The organism is Mesobacillus persicus (assembly GCF_900109925.1).
In the GTDB taxonomy this organism is placed as follows: domain Bacteria; phylum Bacillota; class Bacilli; order Bacillales; family Cytobacillaceae; genus Mesobacillus_B; species Mesobacillus_B persicus.
Window position 1 is genome coordinate 77,748 of the sequence record NZ_FOBW01000007.1, and the last position, 20,827, is coordinate 98,574.

Sequence of the window (20,827 nt, forward strand, 5' to 3'; positions counted from 1 at the left end):
GGGGTGAGAGCCTTGAATCCTTGATACATCAAGACCATTTTAATCAAATGTTTGATTAATGAACCGTGTTCATCTAAAATTAGCACAATGATTTATGTAAGGATGTGAAGTTTTATGCAGGGTGCAAAGATGCCTGCTTACGAAAGAATAGCCATCGATCTTGCTAATCGAATTTATGACGAAAAATTTAAGGTAGGAGAAAAGATACGGGGCCGATCTACCTTAGCAAGTGAATACAATGTCTCACCCGAAACGGTTAGAAAGGCAATAAAAATTTTAGAAGACGTTGAAATCGTTGAATCCACGAAAGGTAGTGGAGTCGTGATTTCCTCTCGTGAAAATGCGTTTAAATACATCGAACGGTTTTCTGGGCTGACAAGCATAAAGGAGCTTGAGAAGCAGGTGAGGACGCTTATAGGTGAGCGGAAAAAATTAGATGATCAACTAAGCCAATCGATCGATAAGATGATGGATTTCACAGGGAAATTGAGGCATACCAATCCACTCACTCCGATTGAAATAGAAATTCCGGAAAGCTGTACCCACATTGGTAAAACAGTGTCCGAATTGAAGTTTTGGCAAAATACCGGAGGCACAATTGTCGGGATTAAAAGGCTTGGCGAACTAATCCTCTCTCCAGGTCCATATGCAAGCATCCAAGTCGGCGATGTTCTCTTAATTATTGGGAACGATGAAACCCATGAACGAGTCATCTATTTTATTGAGGAAGAATAAGACTTCTCCATAGAAAAACAAGGCGGAGCAATCTGCCTTGTTTATTTTAGTTGATTATTCCTCGATAAGAGATTCTCTGGCTACATCTTGGAGATTCTTTTGAGCTATCGACTTTATCATTTAGGTCAATTGATAACTAAACTACTTCATGTAGGCTGCTCGTTAAGCCAAGTCCAATAACTAACGGACTAAAGAATATCTAAAAACTTGTTTGGACTTTAACTTGTTTTTCTGTTGGATGGTATAATAAAACCTGTATGTTCTTGTACGGGAGGGAAAGATAATTAAACTTATTAAGCTCTTATATATAATACTTGGATTTCTATTTATGGGGTTAGGAATGCTAGGAGTCATTTTACCGTTATTGCCAACAACACCTCTCCTGTTGCTAGCATTATTTTTCTTTGTCAAAGGTTCGGCACGCTTTGAGGCTTGGTTTAAGGAAACGAATATCTATAAAAAACATCTTGAAGGATTCGTTCGTGATAAGTCAATGACCCTTAAGCAGAAGATGTCGATAAACTTATTTGCTGATGTAATGATTGCGATACCGTTTTTTATTATGGATAACCTATGGATTCGTTTGTTGTTGCTTGGGGTTGTGGGGTATAAGTATTATTACTTTTTTACTAAGATTAAGACGGTAACGCGATAAAAGGTGAAGTGTAAAAGTTGGTTCTAGCTAAGGATTTTCTTAGCTAGAACCAACTTTTTTCTGTTTTAAATCTAAACTTAATCGAATTTTACTATAGCAATTTGTAGAAATATCGCGGTTTATGTCTAATGGTTTGTATATTCAGAAAAATCTTTATATATTATGATAGATTATGAAAAAATTTGACTAATAGGGAGGATTGAGGGTTTGAAGCGTTATTCGATTGTGTTTGTAGTTACGTTGTTATTTAGTACTTTTTTCTCAGGTTTTGCGGCAGCAAATGGAAATGATGTAAATCAAAAGCCGAATTTATTAGCATTAGGTGATTCGATTACATACGGTTCTGGTCTTCAAAACCCAGGTAGCGAAGCGTTTCCTTATTTAATAGGAAATGGGAGTCTTGAAGTGACTAATCTCGGAGTACATGGGTGGAACTCTACTCAATTATTAGAGGCAGTAAAGAGTAATCCTAATTTTACTGGGGCACTAGCAGAGGCCGAAATCGTTACCTTAAATATTGGTAGCAATGATTTGCTTCAAGCTGTCGGTCTTCAAGAGGCATTAGCAACAAGAACTTTTGAGGTTACCCCAGAGGTACAGCAAAAGGTAGAAGCTGCGGTAGGTCAATTAGGAGTAAATCTGAGGTCAATTATTGAAGAAATTCGTGCCCAATCACCAACAGTTCCGATTGTTCTTTACAATTTGTATAACCCGTTGAGTCCGAATGTGGACGACCCATTTTTAATGAATATTTTCCTATATGGAGATCAAATTGTTCAACAAGTAAATAGTCAGGTTATAGGTCTGTTCCAAGCAGCACCCGGAGTTGTATTGGCGAATGCTTACAACGCGTTTGCAGGCCAACAAGCTTCATATATCCTTCCAAACGATATTCATCCAACAGTAGCAGGCCATCAAGCCTTGGCTTCATTGGTAAATGCTAGTTTAGCTGACTTGCTTCCGGAAGAAAGTGACCCTGGCAACGAGGAACCAGGAGATGGGGATACCGGTGAGGAGCCTGGAGAAGATAACTCAGGTGGACAAGATCCTGAAGGGGATAACCCTGAAGAGGACAAGCCTGTTCTTGTCGCTCTTGGCGATTCAATCACGTACGGTTATAACTTGGAAGCAGATAATTTAAGCCCATCTAACAACGCTTTTCCAAATCTAATCTGTGATGGACTCTATGATGTTATAAATCATGGGTACCCAGGTTGGACTTCTTCTCAGTTATTGCAGGCCTTAAAAGAGGATCCTAGTTTTGACGAGGCTCTTAAGAATGCGAATGTTGTTACTTTAAATATTGGAAGCAATGACTTATTGCGGGTTGTACGCCAACCTGTTTTACTAGCGGAGAACTCTGAAAATGAGAACCCATTAATCTCACCTGTGCTAGAAGAGCAAATAGGCTTAGCCATTCAAAACCTAGCCCAAAATTTACAGCTTATTATTGCCGACATTCGTGAGCAAACTTCCGCACCAATCGTTTTGTATACTCTATATAACCCTTTTGGTGAGAGTGAAGATCCTTATGAGATGTTTATGCATGAGCTTGGCGAAGAGGTTATTCCGGTAGTAAATGAAATGGTCATAAAACCAATTGGTGCTCAGAGCCAGTCTTTATTAGCAGATGCGTTCCCAGTATTTACGGGGAAACAAGCTGAATTGATTTTACCTGATGATATTCACCCGAACCTTGCTGGCCAACAGGTCCTTGCTGACCTTGCCACTGCTGTCTTATGTGAAACAGAAGTACCGGAAGTTCCAGGAGAAGAGCAACCACCTGTTGAAGAGGAACCACCAGTGGATGAAGAAACACCAACTCCACCTAATGGAGAAGAACCAGTGGAGGATGAGGAACCTGTTGAAAACGAGGACCCAGTTGCCGAGACTCCAAGTGAGGAGGATGCAGATCAAACACCTGTCGAATCGAAACCAACCAAAGGAAATAAGCTGCCTCTTACAGCAACATCCATCTTTAACTTCCTAGGAATTGGCACACTCTTAACGGCCATAGGTGCTAGTTTATGGATGATTCAGCGCCGGCGAAAAGAAAGAGTATTAGATATATAGTTAAGGAGCCTCGGGTTGTTATCCGGGGCTTTAATTTTTAAAATAAGACATAATAGCAGATGCAAACAACACAGATGAATCTGGTTATTAGTAGTGAAGATGAAGATTTGTATAGGATTTTAATTTGAGAACCGTTGTGGGTTATACTTATAACTAATAAAAACATGTCTAGAAAGGGGATTCTACTATGAAACTGGCTTTCATCTCCGACATCCATGGCAACGCTATTGCGCTTGATGCTGTGCTTGCGGATATTAAGAAGAGAAAGGTTGATAAAGTGTGTGTGCTCGGAGACATCTGCTACCGAGGTCCAGAACCACAACGCGCGTTAGAGGTTATTCGTTCGCTAAACACAGAAGTCATTAAAGGGAATGCTGACGAATGGGTGGTTCGAGGTGTCAACAAAGGGGAAGTGCCTGATCAAGCTTTAGAAATGATGAACCTGGAGCGAGACTGGATTTATTCTAAGTTAACTGAAGAAAGCGTGGAATATCTTCGCAAATTACCAACAGAGTTAAACATTGAAGTAGAAGGGATGAAGATTCACGCTTATCATGCTACACCATCTAGTCTTTTCAATATTGTTCTCCCGAGTGAGGATGATGAAATCCTAGAATCGAAAATGATGACCAAAGAGGCAGATTTATACATATATGCTCATATCCACAGACCATATAGCCGATACATTAATGGAAAGGTTATTATGAATATTGGGAGTGTCGGCTTGCCGTTTGATGGGGTGAAGAAAGCATCTTACGGGATTGTTGATGTACAGGATGGAAGTTATCAAACATCGATAGTTCGGGTTAGGTATGATATCGAGCAAACAATTGATCGATTTATCAAATCTGATTATCCCAATAAAGAACAGCTGGTTAAGATTCTTGGAAACGCAACACTGTAAAGTGCTTAGTTTAAACAAAGAGAAACCACTGAATGTTTATTCGGTGGTTTCTTAATAGAGAACATTTAGGGCGCAGTAAGCAATCTTTTGAATTCAGGTAAGGGTAAGACTATTTTAAATTGATCTTCTCCTTAAAATCTTCGATTGTATCATCAGGGAACACAGTCTTCCGTGGGATTTCATATAAATCTACACCTGGTCGTACATCATCATATAAAACCGTGAAAGCTGCTTTGATATTTAAATCTCTGATTGCTTCGATTGTCTCGTTATCGTATTCTCCGTATGGGTATGAAAATAGTGGGACTTCACTATTTAAATTAATTAAACTTACTGCAATATCTTGCTTGATGGATTCTTTATTTTTAGCGATGAGATATGCCTCCCCATCTTCATCTCTTTTGTGGAAATTGTAAGAGTGACTTTCAAAATCAAATACATCACAACTCTTTTTCATATCTGCAATACTAAAATATTGTTGGCCAATAGGGTCATACTTGCTTTCCTCGGGGGTAACATGACTAGTGATGACAAAATTTAAGGCAGTAAAGTTATGTTTTTTGAGAATCGGATAGGCCTCGTGATAATTATTTTTAAAGCCATCGTCAAAGGTGATTAAAACACTATTCTTAGGAATGTCTAGTTTGTTTTCTAAAAACAATTGGAATTCAGCTTTTGTTAAGGTGACATAGTCATGCTTTTTTAACACTGCCATTTGATTCTCAAACTCGGATTTCAGAACAATGGTTTCTTGTAAAACCTGATCATCATTATAATGGATGTCTTGAATCTGTTGATCATCGATGATTTTGTGATACATTAAAACGGTGATTCGATTGGCTTCTTCACCAGGTTCCAGTTGGAAGTCTCTAACCTCTTGTGTCCAGTCTTGGCACTTTGAAAGACTAATCGTCTGATCTTTAGGGAATATAGATGATCCAGGCAAAAAAGCATGGACCAATGTATCAGAAAAGCTATAGATTAGAAAGGAAAAGATGAACACAAATCCAGTCGAGAAAAGGAGATTAAATAAAACACGTCTCACCTAACCCACTTCCTTCCTGGGAATCCTGATTCCTTCTCCGTAATTCTGTTTGTTCATTCCAACCCGATCTACTCTATTCCAACTGTTTTTATTTTTAAAGAAAAGAATGGTTCCGACAGTAACAAACACCAATCCAAGCAAACGATAGGTTAGGATTTCAAAGGGGATAAAAAGCGAAACCTTTAATTTATCCCAATTAGAATAATGGTGTCCAAACCTTCCAGCGACGACCATGGCAACCATGCTTCGAGATAGAGCTAGTAGAAAAGTAATGGCTAGGAAGAATAAAGCCATTTCATAGTTTTTAGTGATTAAGAGAATAATTGGAATAATCATGGTGGGATAAGCATTCAACGTTCCTAGGATTAGAGAATCAATTAAGATATAAATACTAACTGGAATGCCTAAGTTCTTGAAGTAAGATTTTCGGAAGTGAATTAGGCAATCAATAAAGCCTTTTTGCCATCGAAATCTTTGGCTGAATAATCCTCTGTAATTCTCAGGACATTCTGTATAGCAGCAGGCATTAGGGACGAAAATCAACTTGTGTTTTTTATATTTTGCCTTGATGAGCTTGTGCATTCTCAAGGTGATATCGAGGTCTTCTCCTACTGTTTTTCGATAACCGTTCACTTCTATTAGTGCCTGCTTTTGAAATGCGCCAAATGCCCCAGCGATCACTGTAATCGACTTTAACTTTGCTTGAGTTGTTTTATGTAGGTAAAAGTCAGTAAGGTATTGAATGATTTGATAGCGAATCAAGCCTGGGACATTGAAAACTGGTTTTGGTTTCACATGACTACCAGTGAAACCTTGTGAGATTTGCACCATGCCTCCAGCGGCAATGACCTTTTTATCTTCAAACGCCTGATTCATAACTGTAAGGGCATTAGGTTCAAGAATACTATCGGCATCTAGTGTAATCACAAGCTTGCGGAGAGAATAAGCAATTCCTGCATTTAAAGCATCTGCTTTTCCACCATTGGCTTTGTCTAATACAAATATGTTTGGGTGTTTTTCTGATTGATAAAAGCCATTTATTCTTTCGAATTGTGTAAAAGTAGAAGAAGTTCTGCTGAGTGGTCTTAGGTCTAAATAGTCAGTTAACAGCTCTAATGTCTGATCACTTGATCCATCGTTTATAAAGATGGCTTCGAAATTTTTGTAATTTAGATTCACAATTCCTTGTAAACAATTGAGAATGGTTTTTTCCTCATTAAAAGCAGGAATGAGTATCGAAAATCCTTTTTCAACCTTAAGCTTTTTCACATCTTTATTCCCTTTAATGGTGTATAAGGGGATAAAGATATATAGCATCTGGAATAGGATGAATGTTGAAAACAAGGCGAGTGCAATCCATTCCATACTAGTTACCCCCATTCTTCTGATACACTCTGACATAGTCTATTTCATAAAAGGTAGGAAACTGGGTAGTCTGATCTGGACTTCCCGGCCAAACGCCACCGACAGCGGTATTGAGATAAAGGTACATCTCTTCACTTGGTATATTTTTTTGCACCCTGAACTTTTCCTCCCCATCAATAAACCAGACAATCGATTTTGGTGTCCATTCAATACCAAATGTATGAAAGGACTCTGAAAAGTCGGGACCAATAAAGTTGTCAGATACACTACGAAGTGATTGGTTCTCGTCTAACCAATGCAAAACCATCCAAATCTCCTTGGGTTTATGCCCGAGCATTTCTAAAATGTCGATCTCGGGTAACCACGTATCTTCCTTATTCGTCATCATCCAAAAGGCCGGAAACATTCCTTGGCCTGTTGGAAGTTTGGCACGCATTTCTACTTTCCCATATAAAAAGCTATATTTGCTTTTTGTATGCACAGCACCAGATGTATAATCTCTTCCTCCAAACTGTTCTTTCTTAGCGATCAATTTAAGCAGTCCATTTTCTACTTTCACATTGTTTGGAGAATAATATTGTAGCTCCTCATTTTTCTCTGCTGCCCAATCAACAATGTTCCATTTGTTAGAATCAACCCCAATTCCGTCAAAGTTATCTTCCCAAGCTAGTTGCCATCCTTCTGGGGTAGTCACTTTGGTTTGGACAGGCAGATCAGCGGTGATTTTGGTTGTGTCCTGTTCAACTTGGGGTGTTGGTTTATCGTGAGTTTCCTTCAAAGAAACACCTCTTTCCTCATTCGTCATGTCAGTACCTGAGGGAGAACACGCGATAACTCCCGTCAAGGCAATGATAGACATAACAACAATCGAAAAAACTCTTAGCCTTTTTCCCATTCAGTTTCTCTTCACCCCCTAAAATAGAATACTGGTTGTTCTTTATAAAGATGTAAATGCCATCTATAAAGAACATATGTGTAATTAGTATATAAGATGATAGGGTATATTTATAGTTTTATATTCTTAACAAAGAACGATTATATTAAACGTGTTCATTATAAAGAAATAGAAGGGGGTAAGGGAGCAGGGTTGTCGTTATACTATGAGGACCTTTGTATAGTGACAATTTCTATAAAGGTGAGGTATTCCTAAAATGCATGATTATAACTTGATAAAATCGCCAACCTTTAATGAAAGGCTATGAACAGCTCCTGATGGCAGTTCCAAAACAGAATGCGCGCCTTGTACGGGTTTGACCATCTTCCAAGGTTGAAGGTCCTCGACGATTCGAACAATCTTCCCTTCTTTACTAATAAAAACGGCATCGATTGAAAAACGCATGAAACACATATGGATGGAATTGCATGGTGTAATCCAAAGTCCTTCATCAACGAGAGGCTCTTTTCGAAACATTAAACCTTTTAATCTTTTAATGAATGAATTGGCGGCATTAATCTTGTAAGGAATGGTTCTCCCATACTCTTTCATACTAGCTCCCCTTTAATTTTGTTCTATATAAAGAATATATAATAAAGAAGTTTATTACTCAATAGCGAACATTGTAGAAAAAAGTCGTTTTATTTTGAGAACAAAATTTACTGAAAATTGTTTACTTTTTCTGTCGGACATACTATTATCTTAATCAAGGGTTGTTCATTAAAAAGAACAAAACGAAACGATGCTCCATAAAGGACGAAATTTCGTTACAGAAAAGTTCACTAAAATGAACAAAACTAAAAAAACTACAAAATTTTAGGAGGAAATGAGAATGCTAGAAAAAATGAAGAATTTAGTCGTTGAAGAAGAAGGACAGGCGTTAACGGAGTATGGGTTACTAATTGGTTTGATTGCAGTGGCTGTTATCGCCACATTAATATTACTTGGACCAAAACTCAATACTTTATTCCTCGAAATCTTAAACTCATTACCAACAGTTTAAGTGGAATAGATTGATTAAAAAACCCTGCTTTTCAAGGAAGAGAAGCAGGGTATTTCTAAAATAGGAGGTAAGATATCTTGGGTAGTTTTATTCTAGTTCTTGTTCTTATTATTAGCTTTTTTACTGATATTAAATCACGTAAGATATTAAACATCATAACGTTACCTACTATTATTTTTGGAATCATTTTTAATATATATACCGGAGGAGTTGAGGGATTTTTTATTAGTGGAAAAGGATTATTAGTAGGACTAGGATTATTATTAATACCCTATCTTCTAGGTGGTATGGGTGCTGGGGATGTAAAGCTACTGACCGCAATCGGTGCCTTAATGGGTTCAAGTTTTGTATTCTACTCTTTCATCTATTCTGCCCTAATAGGCGGGGCAATCGCACTGGTTCTGATTTGTAAGCAAAAAGACTTCTGGCAATCAATGAAAAAACTCCTTTTCAATTTCACTTTCTTTAGAGGAAACCTCGGGTCAATGGTCATAGATAAAAATGAAAAAGCCTCAAGAATATCCTTCCCTTACGGAGTCGCAATTGTTCTAGGCACTTTCTGCACATTAATCTGGGGGGGGCTTTGATGAAGTCTGAAAAAGGCCAATCCCTCGTTGAGTTTGCTTTAGTCGTACCAATACTAGCTTTATTATTGTTTGGAATTGTTGATTTTGGTCGGATTTTTCATGCCTACTTAACTATAGACCATGCTGGACGAGAAGCGGCGCGGGCAGCAAGTATTGGAAAAAGTAAAACAGAGGTTGAACTAGTCGCAGTCAAATCTGGTAGTAGTATAAACTTAACGATTGGTGATGTAGTTGTGGTTCCTGGGGCTTCCGGAAGCGATGCAAAGATTACAATTACCTACCCAATTGCACCAATCACCCCTATTATAGGGACCTTTTTTTCTGAAGGATTTATATTAATCGATACCACTGTGATGAGGGTGGAGTAAATGAAGGTTTTAATTAAAAGATTATTAAACTTTAAAGATGAAAGCGGTGCGGCAATAGTAATTGTGGCTATTTCATTAGTTGCCATGATTGGATTCGCTGCTATAACAATAGATGGTGGAAGACTGTATTTGGAAAAGAGCAAGCTACAAAATGCAATGGATGCTGCGGTGCTTGCTGGGGCATCACAACTCCTGTTGTCAGATCCAGTGACAAGTGAATCTCAGGCGACAACAATAGCAAAGGCTATCTCCGAAAAAAATGGCTATACACCTGATAATATCAACCCTGAACATCAGAATTTCATTACGGCGACAACAGAAATAGAGGTGCCACTAACATTTGCGAGGGTACTAGGAATTAATAGTGCTCAAGTCCCTGCTTCTGCTAAAGCCATTGTCGGGCCATTAGTATCAGCAGGAGGTATCGCGCCGATAGCAGTTGCGAAAAGTGAAATTCCTCATGGGACCACTTTAAACTGCGGTAATTCTAAACACTCGACAGGTAATTGTGGTTTTCTAAGGATTGATGGAACAGGGGCGAAGGATTTAGAAAACGCAATAGTAAACGGTAGTGAATACTCTGTAGGGGATACCACGGTTCATACCGAAAAAGGGGAAATGAAAGGGCCGGTACGATTTGCAGTGGATGAATTAATTGAAAGAGATAAAGATAGACCCCAGTGTTGGTCTGCCTCAACAGCGGATAACACTTGTAGTCGAGTAATTTATATTGCTGTCATTGATACATGGGAGGATGTCAATAATACTGTTGATATTATAGGCTTTGCGGCGTATTGGGTTCAAGAATATGACCATAGTAACAATGAATTAATTGGGCACTTCTTAAAGATGGTTAAGGCTGGGGAAGTTGGAGAATCCGGAAGCACCGGTGAATACGGAGTTTATGGTGTGAAACTAGCAGAATAGTTATTGGGGAATTTGGAGGGACGATATGAATACAAAGAAAATTTGGCTCTGGTCATTAGTTCTAGGGGGAATGGTTGCACTTGTGGCTTATTTTACTATGTTACCAAAACCGGCAAGTGTAGCTACCAGTGGGGATATCGAACAAGCATCAGAAAATAATAATGAAAGTGATGACCCGTCTTTAACAGAAGAAGAAATCGACTTTAATAGGGAGATGGGCAACCCGATGGTAGAGGTCGAAACAGGCAAGCGGGCGATTTCCATTTATGTTGAAATTGCACCTGGTGTATCTGGATATGTGGAACCAGAATCAAAGGTAGACGTCATTGCCTATGAAACTACAGAAGATAAAAAGAAAGAGGAAGAATATAAGTCGGCAGTTCTTGTATTAGAAAATGTGAAGGTTCTTTCCTCAGGTAGGTCTGCTGATACGAAAGAGGAAGCTTTACATTATCAAACTGTTACATTAGAAGTTACACCAGAAGAAGGTGTCATGCTTGGATTAGCTTCAAAAGATAAAGATGGGTTTTATCTAATGTTAAGAAACGAGGATGATACCGAAACTGGAAAAAAAGGTTATAAGGAAACACGAAAGGTCGTAAAAGAAGAAAAGAAGGAGGATAAAGAATGAGTATAAACTGGTTCTACTTTTCTGATACAAACGCCGACCCTGGAGAAATTAAATCTCTACTAAATAAGAAGCAATTTTCGTTAGTCAGCACAAATCAGTTGGCGAATATTCATAAAGACTTAAGTGGATATGATCAGTCAGTCCTCTTTCTAAAGGCAAATTCTGTTTTTAATGTTTACGAACTTTGCCAAGAGATTTCTGTTCGCTATCCGCATGTGTACATCATTTTAATTGTTCCGGATAATATGGAAAATCTAAAAAAGGCGATGCATATGGGGGCGTCTGATGTTCTTCGCTTTTCATATACGACAGATGAAGTAAAGGAAACGATTATCCAAGCGATTAAATACATGGAGCATCGTGCAGATAAAGACCGTAGTGGTAGTTTTCTTAAAGAAAAAAGCAGGGTGATTACTGTATCTAGCCCGAAAGGTGGGGTGGGTAGAACCTCGTTAACTGTTAATCTTGCTCTTTCCTTAGCAAAAACAGAGCGTAAGGTTGCTGTGGTGGATGGCAATATTCAATTCGGCGATATTGCGATGCATTTCAACGAAAAGCCAAAACGAACGATTTACGAATGGGTAAAAGAAGCCTATGGCCGTTCAAACTATACGATTGACCAATATATGGTCCATCATGCAAGTGGTGTCTCCATCTTCGCAGCGCCACCACGACCCGAATTTTTCGAAGGAATCACCGAGAATCACCTAAAAGCAGCGATAGAAGAGATGAAAAAGCAATTTGATGTGGTGTTAATTGATATGCCTGGCTATTTATCGGAGATTCATATGAGCTGCCTAGATCTCGCTGATGATATTCTTTTAGTTTTAACAAATAATCTCCCAGAAATACGAACAAGCAAGCTTTATCTTGAAACATTGGAGGCTATTAATCTCCAAGATAAGGTAAAAGTGATTGTAAATAAAAGCTTGAAAAAACAAGGGGTCGAAGAGAAAAAGATGGAGGAGATCTTAGGAACAGCCATTTACCTTTCAATTCCAGATCAAGGAAAGGTTGCCGCTGCTGCCATCTCGACTGGAATCCCTTTTGTCCTTTCAAATCCAAGAAACCCAATGAGTAGATCCGTCTTCCAACTATCAGAAAAACTGTATAAAGAGGAAGGATCTGAGACGGTTCCTACAAGAAAAAGGGTTAAGCGTAAGTTTTTAATGAGCACGTAAGGAGGAGATTACCTTGTCACTTTTTGCCCGTTATAAAGAAGAAACCCTTCAAACGGAAACAAGCGCTTCAATAAAAAAAGTCGTTCAAAAATCAAAGCGATTTTGGGAGGTTGAGTCCAGCCTACATACGTATTTACTGGATGAGCTCAAAAAACACCAAGGCCAAACGGAAGCGGAAGAAATCAAGAAGATTGAAGAATTGAGCGAGGTCTTTTTTAACGAAGAGGACAGCCGATTAAGTTTTGAGGATAAGCAAGAGGTTCTTAATTATGTGAAGCATGAACTCCTTGCCTATGGGCCGATTACTCCTTTATTAGAGAACCCACAAGTTAATGAGGTCATGGTTAATGGTCCTGGTGAAGTTTATTTCGAGAAAAACGGCCGATTACTGAGAAGTGATGCCACTTTCCAAGATGATCAGCATGTGTTGCGTGTCATCGAAAAAATTGTCGCACCGATTGGGCGTCGTGTTGATGAGAGTTCACCCATGGTCGATGCTCGTTTACCGGATGGCTCCCGTGTGAATGCGATTATTCCTCCGCTTGCTTTAAAAGGACCTAGCTTAACCATCCGTAAATTTTCTGAGAAACCGTTTACGATTCATGATTTGATCTCATTTGGAACCTTAAGTGATGATATGGCGGAGTTTCTTGATGTTTGTGTTAAGTCACAACTAAATGTGTTTATCAGTGGGGGAACCGGTTCTGGTAAAACTTCCACGCTAAATGTATTGTCTTCCTTCATCCCGAATGAAGAGCGAATTGTCACGATTGAGGATGCAGCTGAGCTAAAACTCAATCAAGAACATATTGTTTCCCTCGAATCACGGCCAGCTAATATAGAAGGGAAAGGGGAAATTTCGATTCGCGACTTGGTGCGTAACTCACTGCGGATGCGCCCAGACCGAATTGTTGTCGGGGAGGTCCGTGGGGCTGAGGCCCTGGATATGCTCCAAGCGATGAACACCGGTCATGATGGCAGCTTGAGTACCGGTCATGCCAACTCGCCGCGTGACTTAATTTCCCGTTTAGAAACAATGGTTTTAATGGCGGGATATGAACTTCCGGTTAAAGCGATTCGTGAGCAAATTGCCAGTGCAATTGATTTGATTGTCCAACAGGCTAGATTAAAAGATGGAACGAGAAGAATCACTCATATTACCGAAGTACTCGGAATGGAAGGTGAAACCATCGTCCTTCAGGATTTATATGTTTTCCGAGAAACAGGCAGAGTTGATGATGGAAGAATTGAAGGAAAGTTTACGCCGACGGGAATTCGCCCGAAATTCACGGATCAGCTGGAGTTGAATGGTTATACCGTACCAGCATCCTGGTTTGCGAGTGAGTGGTAAAAATGGAAAAGTTAGCTTTCATTCTATTAATCTTTCTTTTAACCAGTTCTGTGAGCTTTTTGATAATAAAAGTGGTGTTGAAGCGAAGGGCAATCAATCAACGGATTAACCGGTTTTTACCTACTAATTCGGAAGAAGAGGCAGAGCAACCTACAGTCAAGCAAGATAGCAAACTAAAACAGTTGTTTTCATCGATTGCGGGAGCTCTGCGCGATGTGCAGTTTAGTAATAAAACGAAGAAACTATTAATAGAAGCGGGGAGTCCCTTAAAACCAGAGGAGTTCTTTGTCGTAAGAGTCCTCGTATTCTTTTTAATCGGAATAGGAGCCTTCTTGATTGGTTTTCCATGGTTTATTTGCGTTATTGGCGCCTCAATTGGCTATATGCTTCCTGTTTTATTTATGAAAAGAAAACGAGAAAAGCGAGTGAAAATGATTTCCTACCAGCTCATTGAAATACTAGGGATGATGTCAAATTCCATGCGCGCTGGATTCAGCTTTATGCAAGCGATGCAGCTTGTTGCTAAAGAAATGCCTGAGCCTTTGGGCCCCGAGTTTGAACAAGTTGTGAAGCAGGCAGGGTTAGGGGTACCTTTAGACGATGTATTTAAAGATATGACAGAGCGCTTACCAAACAAAGAATTGGAAGTTGTCGTTCGTGCGATCTTGGCGCAACGAAAAAGCGGTGGGAACTTGGCGGCACTGATGGAAACAATGGAAGAAACGGTTAGAGGACGAATTAGGGTATTAGAAGAGCTGAATACGTTGACGGCCCAAGGAAGGATGTCTTCCTGGATTATTACTCTATTACCGGTTGGTCTAGGTCTCTATTTAGCTTTGATGAACAGAGAGTATTTCGGTCCAATGCTGGATCATCCATTAGGGATGACGATGCTTACTTTAGCGGGACTTTCGATTCTATTAGGATGGTTCTTTATCCAGAAAATTATCAAGATCGAGGTGTAGGAAAATGGTAAATCTAGTGCTTTTATTATTAACAGCGGGCTTCTTTACCTTAACGATTGCCGCTTCACTCCTTACCTTATATAAACGAGAGCTTGCTGTAAACGAGCGTGTGACCAGATACTTTGGTGAAAATATTAGGAGAGAAGAACAGGATGTAAAGTCAAAACGGAGGTTATTTTCCGGACTAATCGCCGTGTATTGGGAAAAAGGGACGGAATATCTTAATAGAAAAATTTCAAGAGCCGACAAACGGAAAATTGATAACCTATTACGTGATGCAGGCTATCCTTTTAAAACAGCGATTGACTTTCGCTTGTTTCAACTGGTTCTTGCTGTTGGTGGAGGATTAGCGATGGCATTATTGTTCTTGCCAATTGTTGAAGCAAAAACAAGTGGCTGGATGCTAGTGATAACTGTCTCGATTCTTGGGTACCGCCTACCGATTTTTTATTTAGGTAAAAAATCAAAAGCGCGGATTAAAGAGATCAATAAAGGGATGCCAGACTTTTTCGATACCGTGAACCTGTTACTTGAGGCCGGAATGGGCTTGGATTTGGCTTTAGCAGATGTATCACGAAAGATGAAGGGACCCATCGCAGATGAATTTATCCAAACACTAGAGGATATGAAGCTTGGGATGTCTAGAAGAGAGGCTTTTTATGAGTTGCGAAAGCGAGTTCCTTCCGATTCATTTCAGAGTGTCATCAATTCCTTGATTCAAGCAGATCAGCTAGGAATTGGAATGGCGAAGGTTCTTCGCAACTTAACAATCAGAATTCGGGAACAACGAAAAGAGGCAGCTAGGGAACAAGCGATGAAGGCACCGGTAAAAATGCTCTTTCCGATGGTGTTTTTTATCTTCCCAGCTTTATTTATTGTCATCCTAGGTCCGCTAGTGATTACGCTTGTTACTAAAGGGTTAGGTGGTTGATTTTATAAAGACTGAAGGAGCTTTGATGAATGGACGATAATGCATCTTAAGAAGAAGGAGAGGTAACCGAATGGATGGAAAGTGGTTAAAAGAGCTTCGTAGAAGAAAGGGCTTTACTTTGGATACCTTAAGTGAGCGGACGGGAATATCGAAATCTTACTTAAGTTTGATCGAGCGAGATATCCAAACGAATCCTAGTTTAGATATCTTACATAGATTGGCAAAGACCTTTGAAGTGGATGTGGAGGATCTTGTGCGGTTTGATAAGGATGAGGGGACGGTTGTTATATCAAAGTCCCCCATTCAAATAAAGGGTACTTTTAAATTTGAGATTGAACTTTCCGCTGAGGATATGAGTCCGAGAAAATTAGAGCAAATTAAGGGGTTGATCCAAACACTAAAGGAGGAAAAGGCCGATTAACTGGTATTCTCTCCTTTTATGATGGAAGAATAAAAACATAGATTCCTGTATACAATATCTATTAAATGGATATTTATTTTTTCACTCGGTTGTTCGTTATAGTGTAATTCTGCTTGTGTTAAACAACCAGTCATAAGGAGTTTTTTATGGTCCGAGTATTTCATTATCTCTCTTTACTCAATTTAATTGATGCTTTTGTGACCTATTATGGACTTGAAAAGGCATTGATTACAGAAATGAACCCCATCATGGACAAGATTTATCATCTCCACCCGGCTTTATTTGTTTTAACAAAGGTTTCTCTTTCATTGTTTCTGTATTTGTTTATTGTATTTAAAAGGGTCCCTGCATCAAGGTTGATTAAGGGTATTGCGTTTACAGCTTCTTTTTTATACACAATTGTGTTTGGTCTCCACTGCTGGTGGCTGATTCTTACCATTTAAGGATGATAAAAATCAGCCATTTTTTTATTTTTCTGCGCATAGCTGAATATTACAGCCAATTCCCCTAAAGTATTCCATATTATCAAGTAAATTATGGACATTCCTGAGTTCATCTATCCAAAATAAATCATTTATAATAAGATAATAGAATAATAGTAGAATGTTACTATAGTGTAAATATAACTATATCAACATAAATAGTATTGGTTGAGACTCATTAGTCAGAGGAGATCCTAGAAATATGAATGAGGGTACCAGGAAAGAAGTGTTAAAGAATGAAGAAGTAAAGGCAATGAAATTGTTTATTCCTTTATTTTATGTGGTTTTTATAGGATACGACTTAGTATATTATTACTTAATTCCATATTTTTATCAGGAAAATATAGGGCGTCCTAGTAATGGCCTAGGCCTTTTGATGTATTTTCTCCTCTTCTTGGTTTTGCCTGTAATCATTTATTTGATTAAAAGAGGCAATCCGTTTCAAGTAAAGTATTGGTTGTTTTTTACTTTCCTTCTCGTAGACCTGATAGATAATTTATTGTCATTCTGGGGAAGTAAAACAGAGTATATGAGTGGTAATATCGTTGAGGTATTCTTCTTGATTTTTGTGCCAGTATTCATTAGTAAAAGGTTTTTTTGGACTGTTGCTGTTTCCTTGATATTAAAATATGGTTTGCTAGGGCTAATTTTTAAAAGTGTATCTGTCATTGCCCCTATAGCATTGATTTTCTTTCTAAGTATTTTTGGATATATTTTATTATCTCGTTTTATTTCTTACGTTAATGGGATGGTTTATGCCTATGAAGATGCTAAGCAAAAAGAAAAGCTTGCTGTTGTAGGACAAATGGCGGCGTCGATCGCACATGAGATCAAAAACCCGCTGTCAGCATTGAAGGGCTTTACGCAACTTCAACAAGAAAGAGATAAACAAAACGAAAATTATTATCCTATCATGTTAAATGAGATTGATCGGATTAACTTAATTGTTTCTGATCTACTAATCTTAGGGAAACCGACTGGGGCAACGAAGTCCTATGCAAGCATCGAAGAGATACTAAGCTATGTAGTTTCAATTAATGAACCACAGGCATCAAGGCAATCTATCGCCATACGGACAGAAATAGAAGAAGGATTACCGTATTTATATTGTGATGAGAACCAAATGAAACAGGTTTTTTTGAATCTTATAAAAAACTCAATCGAGTCCATGATGGATGGCGGGAATATTGATATAAAGGCTAAGTTAATAGAAAATCAGTTTATAATCAGTGTTCAAGATGAAGGGGAAGGGATTCCTCACGAACAGATTGAAAAATTAGGAGAGCCCTTTTATACCTCCAAACCAAATGGTACAGGTCTGGGGTTGATGGTAACGAAGAAAATCCTTGAAGAGCATAATGGTAAGCTAGACATCTCTAGCAGCCCTAAAAAAGGGACGAGAGTTACCGTTGTTATACCGGAGTCATTGGATTTCAGAAATTCTTAAAAATATTTTCATAATGCTCTATGCTAGTAGTAGTACTTTTGGTTTATAATTATAATAATAAAAGAGTGTCGATTTATGGCGGTTTTTCTTGCGGAGTATTTTCTTGTTTAATTCAGAGACATGAGACATGGAATTATTTAAATATATTGGTATTGGGGTCTAAAAAATGCGAAGTGATTTTCTTAACCCGAGCTTAAGGCATGAGGAGCAGCGAGCCTTAAAATGGTTCCTTATTATGTTTTATCTCATTTCTGTTGTGTATGACATTTTTTATAATTTCATCTATAAAAAGTATATTAGTAATGTTGAACCAGGGTTACCGGGAGTAGGTTATGTTTATTACCTTTTGCTTTTTGCTCTCCTTCTAGTTATTTTTCTAATGATTAAAAAAGGTAAACTAGGTTCGGTTAAGTATGTATTTATCTCGGTATACCTATTTCTTTCTATTATTAACGATACAGTCTATTATTTTGGAAGTAACTTGGAGTACCAGACGGGGAATATAGTTGAGGTATTCATTATTCTGTTTACCCCCATGTTTGTAAATACGAATTTTTTCCGTTTCGTTTTTATTGGAATGGTCATAAAGTACCTAATTATTGGGTTAATATTGCAATCTAGTGGCGTCTTACTTCCTGTAATCTTATATTTATTTGTAACTGCCATTGCCTATATATTACTTAAACGATTTCAGGCTTACCTTCAAGCATATAAAACCTCATATGACGAGCAGTTAAGAGGAATAGTTAAAGGCGTAATTGCAACCATTGAACTTAAAGATCCATATACTAGAGGACACAGTGAAAGAGTCGCTCACTATGCCCGATCATTGGCAATTGAAACAGAAAAATACAACAAAGATGAGTTGAATTCTTTCCACTATGCTTGTTTGTTACATGATATTGGGAAAGTGAATATACCAGATCAAATCTTAATGAAACCAGGTAAGCTTACGTCAGAAGAATTTGATGTTATTAAGACTCATCCTGTTGTTGGAGTAGAAGCAGTTAAGAAAGTACAAGGGCTTGACCAAAGCCTTGATGTCATTAAGTCACACCATGAGAGATGGGATGGAAAAGGCTATCCAGATCAGTTAAAGGGTAGAGAAATCTCACAATTAGCCCGTATTGTCTCAATTGCGGATGCTTTTGATGCGATGACATCATCACGTTCGTATCGTTCTGCGCTCCCAGTGGATGATGCTTACAATAGAATTATAGAGGGAAAAGGGACACAGTTTGACCCAGAATTGGTTGAATTATTTAAAAAGGTTTATCCTGAATGGGTAAAGTTTCATGGGGATTATGATTGGTCGGAAAATCTCTCGTATCAAAATAATTAAAGTCAATTTGAGAGGAGGTGAAGTCATGAAAATCCGTAAACTAAAAAAGGTTAAAACAACTTGTTGGTGGTGTCTTCTTATTAAACCATAATTTGGTTTGGGGTACTTCAGCTCGTTTTGATTCACTTATTTTGTGTGATTGGGGGTCCTTATGGTCGTAACCAAACATTCTAGACTGACTTTATATCCCTTGCGCATTAGCAAAGATAAGAAAGGTTTCATCGTAGAGGATACCCTATCAGGTGAATTTTATGAAATGCCTACAATTTGTATTGATGCAATTTCGATGTTAAATGAGGGTCAATTGCTTTATCAAATTGAGGAGGTCCTTAAAGATAAATATCCAGAAGAAGATGTGGATATTGAGAGTTTTATAGAAGATCTCCTAGAGTTGGGGCTTGTTGAATGCCTAGATGGGGAAATAATCCCTAAAAAGACAAAAGTGAAACAAAAAAATAATGGCCTGAGCTGGATTTCTCCAAGAATAGGCCGTTTCTTTTTCAATCGTTATTCAACTATTCTCTATGTCTTCGCTATTTTGGCTAGTATTGTTTTGCTGATAGTAAAACCTGAGTTATTTCCAGTCTATAATGATGTTTTTCTATTTGATTTAATGATTTACAATATTTTAGTTTTCCTCAGTATTTCCTTCTTACTTGTCCTTGTTCATGAAATTGGTCATGTCCTTGCCGTCCGTGCTGAGGGGTTGCCAACTAAGATTGAGCTAGGGCATCGCTTGTTTTTTATCGTTCTTGAAACTGATATGTCCCGTGTTTGGTCACTTCAGCCAGAAAAGAGGTATCGTCTGTACTTAGCTGGCATGTATTTTGATGCTGGCGTTATGTTCCTGGCATTAATCTCACAATTAATTTTTGCTGGACATGGTTATGTTGTTGGCATTTCTAAAGTGATAGTTGTGAGTACTTTTATTCGGATTATCTACCAATTCTGTGTATATATGAAAACGGATCTGTACTATGTACTAGAAAATTGGTCAGGTTGTTACAATCTTATGGAAAGTGGACAGAGCTTCCTAAAGCGCTGGTTTCCATACAACCAAACAGACAAAAAGAGCCCAATGTTTAAAAGCGAAGAAAAATGGGTTCGCCCCTATGCAATATTCTATTTGGTTGGAGTAATGGTTACCATTGCAATCACAGCTTTTTACAATGTTCCACTGATTGTTCATGCAGGGCTATTAGTTATGCCAGGTTTTTTAGAACCAGCAACTAGTATTCTTTTTTGGGACGCTGCTGTCTTCTTTTTTCAATTTATCCTCATGTTTGGATTACTAGCTTATTCCTATACAAAGAAATATCGAGAAAATCAACAAAGGCAGCCGCTTTAAGCTGCCTTTTTTAATTGTTAACCTCTGGAAGGTGCCAGGCACCTTCCAGGGTTCTTCCATCCTAAATAAAGGATATTACACGGTGAAAGAGAATACATAGGGTACGATAGAAGCATTGAACGGGGGAGTTTA

General features: G+C 38.4%; 22 protein-coding genes. 18 read left to right on the forward strand and 4 right to left on the reverse strand.

The genetic code is table 11. The features are described 5' to 3' along the window. The first annotated feature begins 114 nt into the window (after positions 1-114). The 4 genes from BMX30_RS11170 (at position 115) to BMX30_RS11185 (ending at position 4,367) form a co-directional block, all read left to right on the forward strand. A complete protein-coding gene (locus BMX30_RS11170) occupies positions 115-735 on the forward strand; it encodes a GntR family transcriptional regulator (RefSeq protein WP_090745175.1) in 621 nt (206 codons plus the stop codon). Between the two features lie 307 nt (positions 736-1,042). Next, positions 1,043-1,390 carry a DUF454 family protein gene (locus BMX30_RS11175; protein ID WP_280139960.1) on the forward strand — a complete coding sequence of 116 codons (348 nt, stop codon included), beginning with the start codon at positions 1,043-1,045 and terminating at the stop codon, positions 1,388-1,390. Positions 1,391-1,597: 207 nt separating this feature from the next. After that, positions 1,598-3,463, forward strand: a complete 1,866-nt coding sequence (locus BMX30_RS11180) for a GDSL-type esterase/lipase family protein (protein ID WP_090745181.1) — start codon at positions 1,598-1,600, stop codon at positions 3,461-3,463. A gap of 187 nt (positions 3,464-3,650) precedes the next feature. Beyond that, positions 3,651-4,367, forward strand: coding sequence for a metallophosphoesterase family protein (locus BMX30_RS11185; protein WP_090745184.1), 717 nt, complete (start codon positions 3,651-3,653; stop codon positions 4,365-4,367). A gap of 109 nt (positions 4,368-4,476) precedes the next feature. Here BMX30_RS11185 and BMX30_RS11190 read toward each other — a convergent pair whose 3' ends face one another. From BMX30_RS11190 to BMX30_RS11205, 4 genes are all read right to left on the reverse strand, one after another. Continuing rightward, the gene (locus BMX30_RS11190) at positions 4,477-5,412 is read right to left on the reverse strand and encodes a polysaccharide deacetylase family protein (protein ID WP_090745187.1); all 936 of its coding nucleotides are present in this window, start codon (positions 5,410-5,412) and stop codon (positions 4,477-4,479) included. Then, complete coding sequence (locus BMX30_RS11195; RefSeq protein ID WP_090745189.1) at positions 5,413-6,777, reverse strand: glycosyltransferase family 2 protein; 1,365 nt, start codon at positions 6,775-6,777, stop codon at positions 5,413-5,415. A 1-nt stretch (position 6,778) separates the two neighbouring features. Next, positions 6,779-7,672: a glycoside hydrolase family 16 protein gene (locus BMX30_RS11200; protein WP_244532566.1), complete on the reverse strand. Its 894-nt coding sequence runs from the start codon at positions 7,670-7,672 to the stop codon at positions 6,779-6,781. Positions 7,673-7,936: 264 nt separating this feature from the next. After that, positions 7,937-8,263, reverse strand: a complete 327-nt coding sequence (locus BMX30_RS11205; RefSeq protein ID WP_090745192.1) for a DUF192 domain-containing protein — start codon at positions 8,261-8,263, stop codon at positions 7,937-7,939. 280 nt (positions 8,264-8,543) lie between these two features. On the opposite strand from BMX30_RS11205, the gene BMX30_RS11210 reads away from it, so the two are divergent. The 14 genes from BMX30_RS11210 to BMX30_RS11275 all read left to right on the forward strand — a co-directional run bounded on the left by BMX30_RS11210 (position 8,544) and on the right by BMX30_RS11275 (position 20,695). Next, positions 8,544-8,714, forward strand: coding sequence for a Flp family type IVb pilin (locus BMX30_RS11210; protein WP_090745195.1), 171 nt, complete (start codon positions 8,544-8,546; stop codon positions 8,712-8,714). Positions 8,715-8,791: 77 nt separating this feature from the next. Further along, the gene (locus tag BMX30_RS11215) at positions 8,792-9,301 is read left to right on the forward strand and encodes an A24 family peptidase (RefSeq protein ID WP_090745198.1); all 510 of its coding nucleotides are present in this window, start codon (positions 8,792-8,794) and stop codon (positions 9,299-9,301) included. After that, positions 9,301-9,669, forward strand: coding sequence for a TadE/TadG family type IV pilus assembly protein (locus BMX30_RS11220; protein ID WP_090745201.1), 369 nt, complete (start codon positions 9,301-9,303; stop codon positions 9,667-9,669). The genes BMX30_RS11215 and BMX30_RS11220 overlap by 1 nt, the downstream gene beginning before the upstream one ends. Next, entirely contained in the window at positions 9,670-10,596 is a 927-nt protein-coding gene (locus BMX30_RS11225; RefSeq protein WP_090745204.1) for a TadE/TadG family type IV pilus assembly protein, read from the forward strand. A 25-nt stretch (positions 10,597-10,621) separates the two neighbouring features. Further along, positions 10,622-11,227 (forward strand): Flp pilus assembly protein CpaB, encoded by a 606-nt coding sequence (cpaB, locus tag BMX30_RS11230; protein WP_090745207.1) that lies wholly within the window; start codon positions 10,622-10,624, stop codon positions 11,225-11,227. Further along, positions 11,224-12,408: a CpaE/TadZ family protein gene (locus BMX30_RS11235; RefSeq protein ID WP_090745210.1), complete on the forward strand. Its 1,185-nt coding sequence runs from the start codon at positions 11,224-11,226 to the stop codon at positions 12,406-12,408. Before cpaB ends, BMX30_RS11235 begins: the two co-directional genes overlap by 4 nt. Before the next feature lie 13 nt (positions 12,409-12,421). Next, positions 12,422-13,759 carry a TadA family conjugal transfer-associated ATPase gene (locus BMX30_RS11240; RefSeq protein ID WP_090745213.1) on the forward strand — a complete coding sequence of 446 codons (1,338 nt, stop codon included), beginning with the start codon at positions 12,422-12,424 and terminating at the stop codon, positions 13,757-13,759. Between the two features lie 2 nt (positions 13,760-13,761). After that, positions 13,762-14,724 carry a type II secretion system F family protein gene (locus BMX30_RS11245; protein ID WP_090745216.1) on the forward strand — a complete coding sequence of 321 codons (963 nt, stop codon included), beginning with the start codon at positions 13,762-13,764 and terminating at the stop codon, positions 14,722-14,724. Positions 14,725-14,728: 4 nt separating this feature from the next. Beyond that, positions 14,729-15,655 carry a type II secretion system F family protein gene (locus BMX30_RS11250; RefSeq protein WP_090745219.1) on the forward strand — a complete coding sequence of 309 codons (927 nt, stop codon included), beginning with the start codon at positions 14,729-14,731 and terminating at the stop codon, positions 15,653-15,655. Between the two features lie 70 nt (positions 15,656-15,725). Next, positions 15,726-16,076 carry a helix-turn-helix domain-containing protein gene (locus BMX30_RS11255; protein ID WP_090745222.1) on the forward strand — a complete coding sequence of 117 codons (351 nt, stop codon included), beginning with the start codon at positions 15,726-15,728 and terminating at the stop codon, positions 16,074-16,076. A gap of 146 nt (positions 16,077-16,222) precedes the next feature. Next, positions 16,223-16,519: a DUF5658 family protein gene (locus tag BMX30_RS11260; protein ID WP_090745225.1), complete on the forward strand. Its 297-nt coding sequence runs from the start codon at positions 16,223-16,225 to the stop codon at positions 16,517-16,519. Positions 16,520-16,760: 241 nt separating this feature from the next. Next, the gene (locus BMX30_RS11265; protein ID WP_090745228.1) at positions 16,761-18,005 is read left to right on the forward strand and encodes an ATP-binding protein; all 1,245 of its coding nucleotides are present in this window, start codon (positions 16,761-16,763) and stop codon (positions 18,003-18,005) included. 166 nt (positions 18,006-18,171) lie between these two features. After that, complete coding sequence (locus tag BMX30_RS11270) at positions 18,172-19,347, forward strand: HD-GYP domain-containing protein (RefSeq protein ID WP_090745231.1); 1,176 nt, start codon at positions 18,172-18,174, stop codon at positions 19,345-19,347. A 151-nt stretch (positions 19,348-19,498) separates the two neighbouring features. Further along, positions 19,499-20,695: a hypothetical protein gene (locus BMX30_RS11275; RefSeq protein WP_090745235.1), complete on the forward strand. Its 1,197-nt coding sequence runs from the start codon at positions 19,499-19,501 to the stop codon at positions 20,693-20,695. The last annotated feature ends 132 nt before the right edge of the window (positions 20,696-20,827 follow it).

Coding starts and splice junctions, on each gene's coding strand:
- BMX30_RS11170 (WP_090745175.1), top strand. CDS start 115: ATGCAGGGTGCAAAGATGCCTGCTTACGAAAGAATAGCCATCGATCTT.
- BMX30_RS11185 (WP_090745184.1), top strand. CDS start 3,651: ATGAAACTGGCTTTCATCTCCGACATCCATGGCAACGCTATTGCGCTT.
- BMX30_RS11195 (WP_090745189.1), bottom strand. CDS start 6,777: ATGGAATGGATTGCACTCGCCTTGTTTTCAACATTCATCCTATTCCAG.
- BMX30_RS11200 (WP_244532566.1), bottom strand. CDS start 7,672: ATGGGAAAAAGGCTAAGAGTTTTTTCGATTGTTGTTATGTCTATCATT.
- BMX30_RS11205 (WP_090745192.1), bottom strand. CDS start 8,263: ATGAAAGAGTATGGGAGAACCATTCCTTACAAGATTAATGCCGCCAAT.
- BMX30_RS11210 (WP_090745195.1), top strand. CDS start 8,544: ATGCTAGAAAAAATGAAGAATTTAGTCGTTGAAGAAGAAGGACAGGCG.
- BMX30_RS11220 (WP_090745201.1), top strand. CDS start 9,301: ATGAAGTCTGAAAAAGGCCAATCCCTCGTTGAGTTTGCTTTAGTCGTA.
- BMX30_RS11225 (WP_090745204.1), top strand. CDS start 9,670: ATGAAGGTTTTAATTAAAAGATTATTAAACTTTAAAGATGAAAGCGGT.
- cpaB (WP_090745207.1), top strand. CDS start 10,622: ATGAATACAAAGAAAATTTGGCTCTGGTCATTAGTTCTAGGGGGAATG.
- BMX30_RS11235 (WP_090745210.1), top strand. CDS start 11,224: ATGAGTATAAACTGGTTCTACTTTTCTGATACAAACGCCGACCCTGGA.
- BMX30_RS11245 (WP_090745216.1), top strand. CDS start 13,762: ATGGAAAAGTTAGCTTTCATTCTATTAATCTTTCTTTTAACCAGTTCT.
- BMX30_RS11250 (WP_090745219.1), top strand. CDS start 14,729: ATGGTAAATCTAGTGCTTTTATTATTAACAGCGGGCTTCTTTACCTTA.
- BMX30_RS11255 (WP_090745222.1), top strand. CDS start 15,726: ATGGATGGAAAGTGGTTAAAAGAGCTTCGTAGAAGAAAGGGCTTTACT.
- BMX30_RS11260 (WP_090745225.1), top strand. CDS start 16,223: ATGGTCCGAGTATTTCATTATCTCTCTTTACTCAATTTAATTGATGCT.
- BMX30_RS11265 (WP_090745228.1), top strand. CDS start 16,761: ATGAATGAGGGTACCAGGAAAGAAGTGTTAAAGAATGAAGAAGTAAAG.
- BMX30_RS11270 (WP_090745231.1), top strand. CDS start 18,172: ATGCGAAGTGATTTTCTTAACCCGAGCTTAAGGCATGAGGAGCAGCGA.
- BMX30_RS11275 (WP_090745235.1), top strand. CDS start 19,499: ATGGTCGTAACCAAACATTCTAGACTGACTTTATATCCCTTGCGCATT.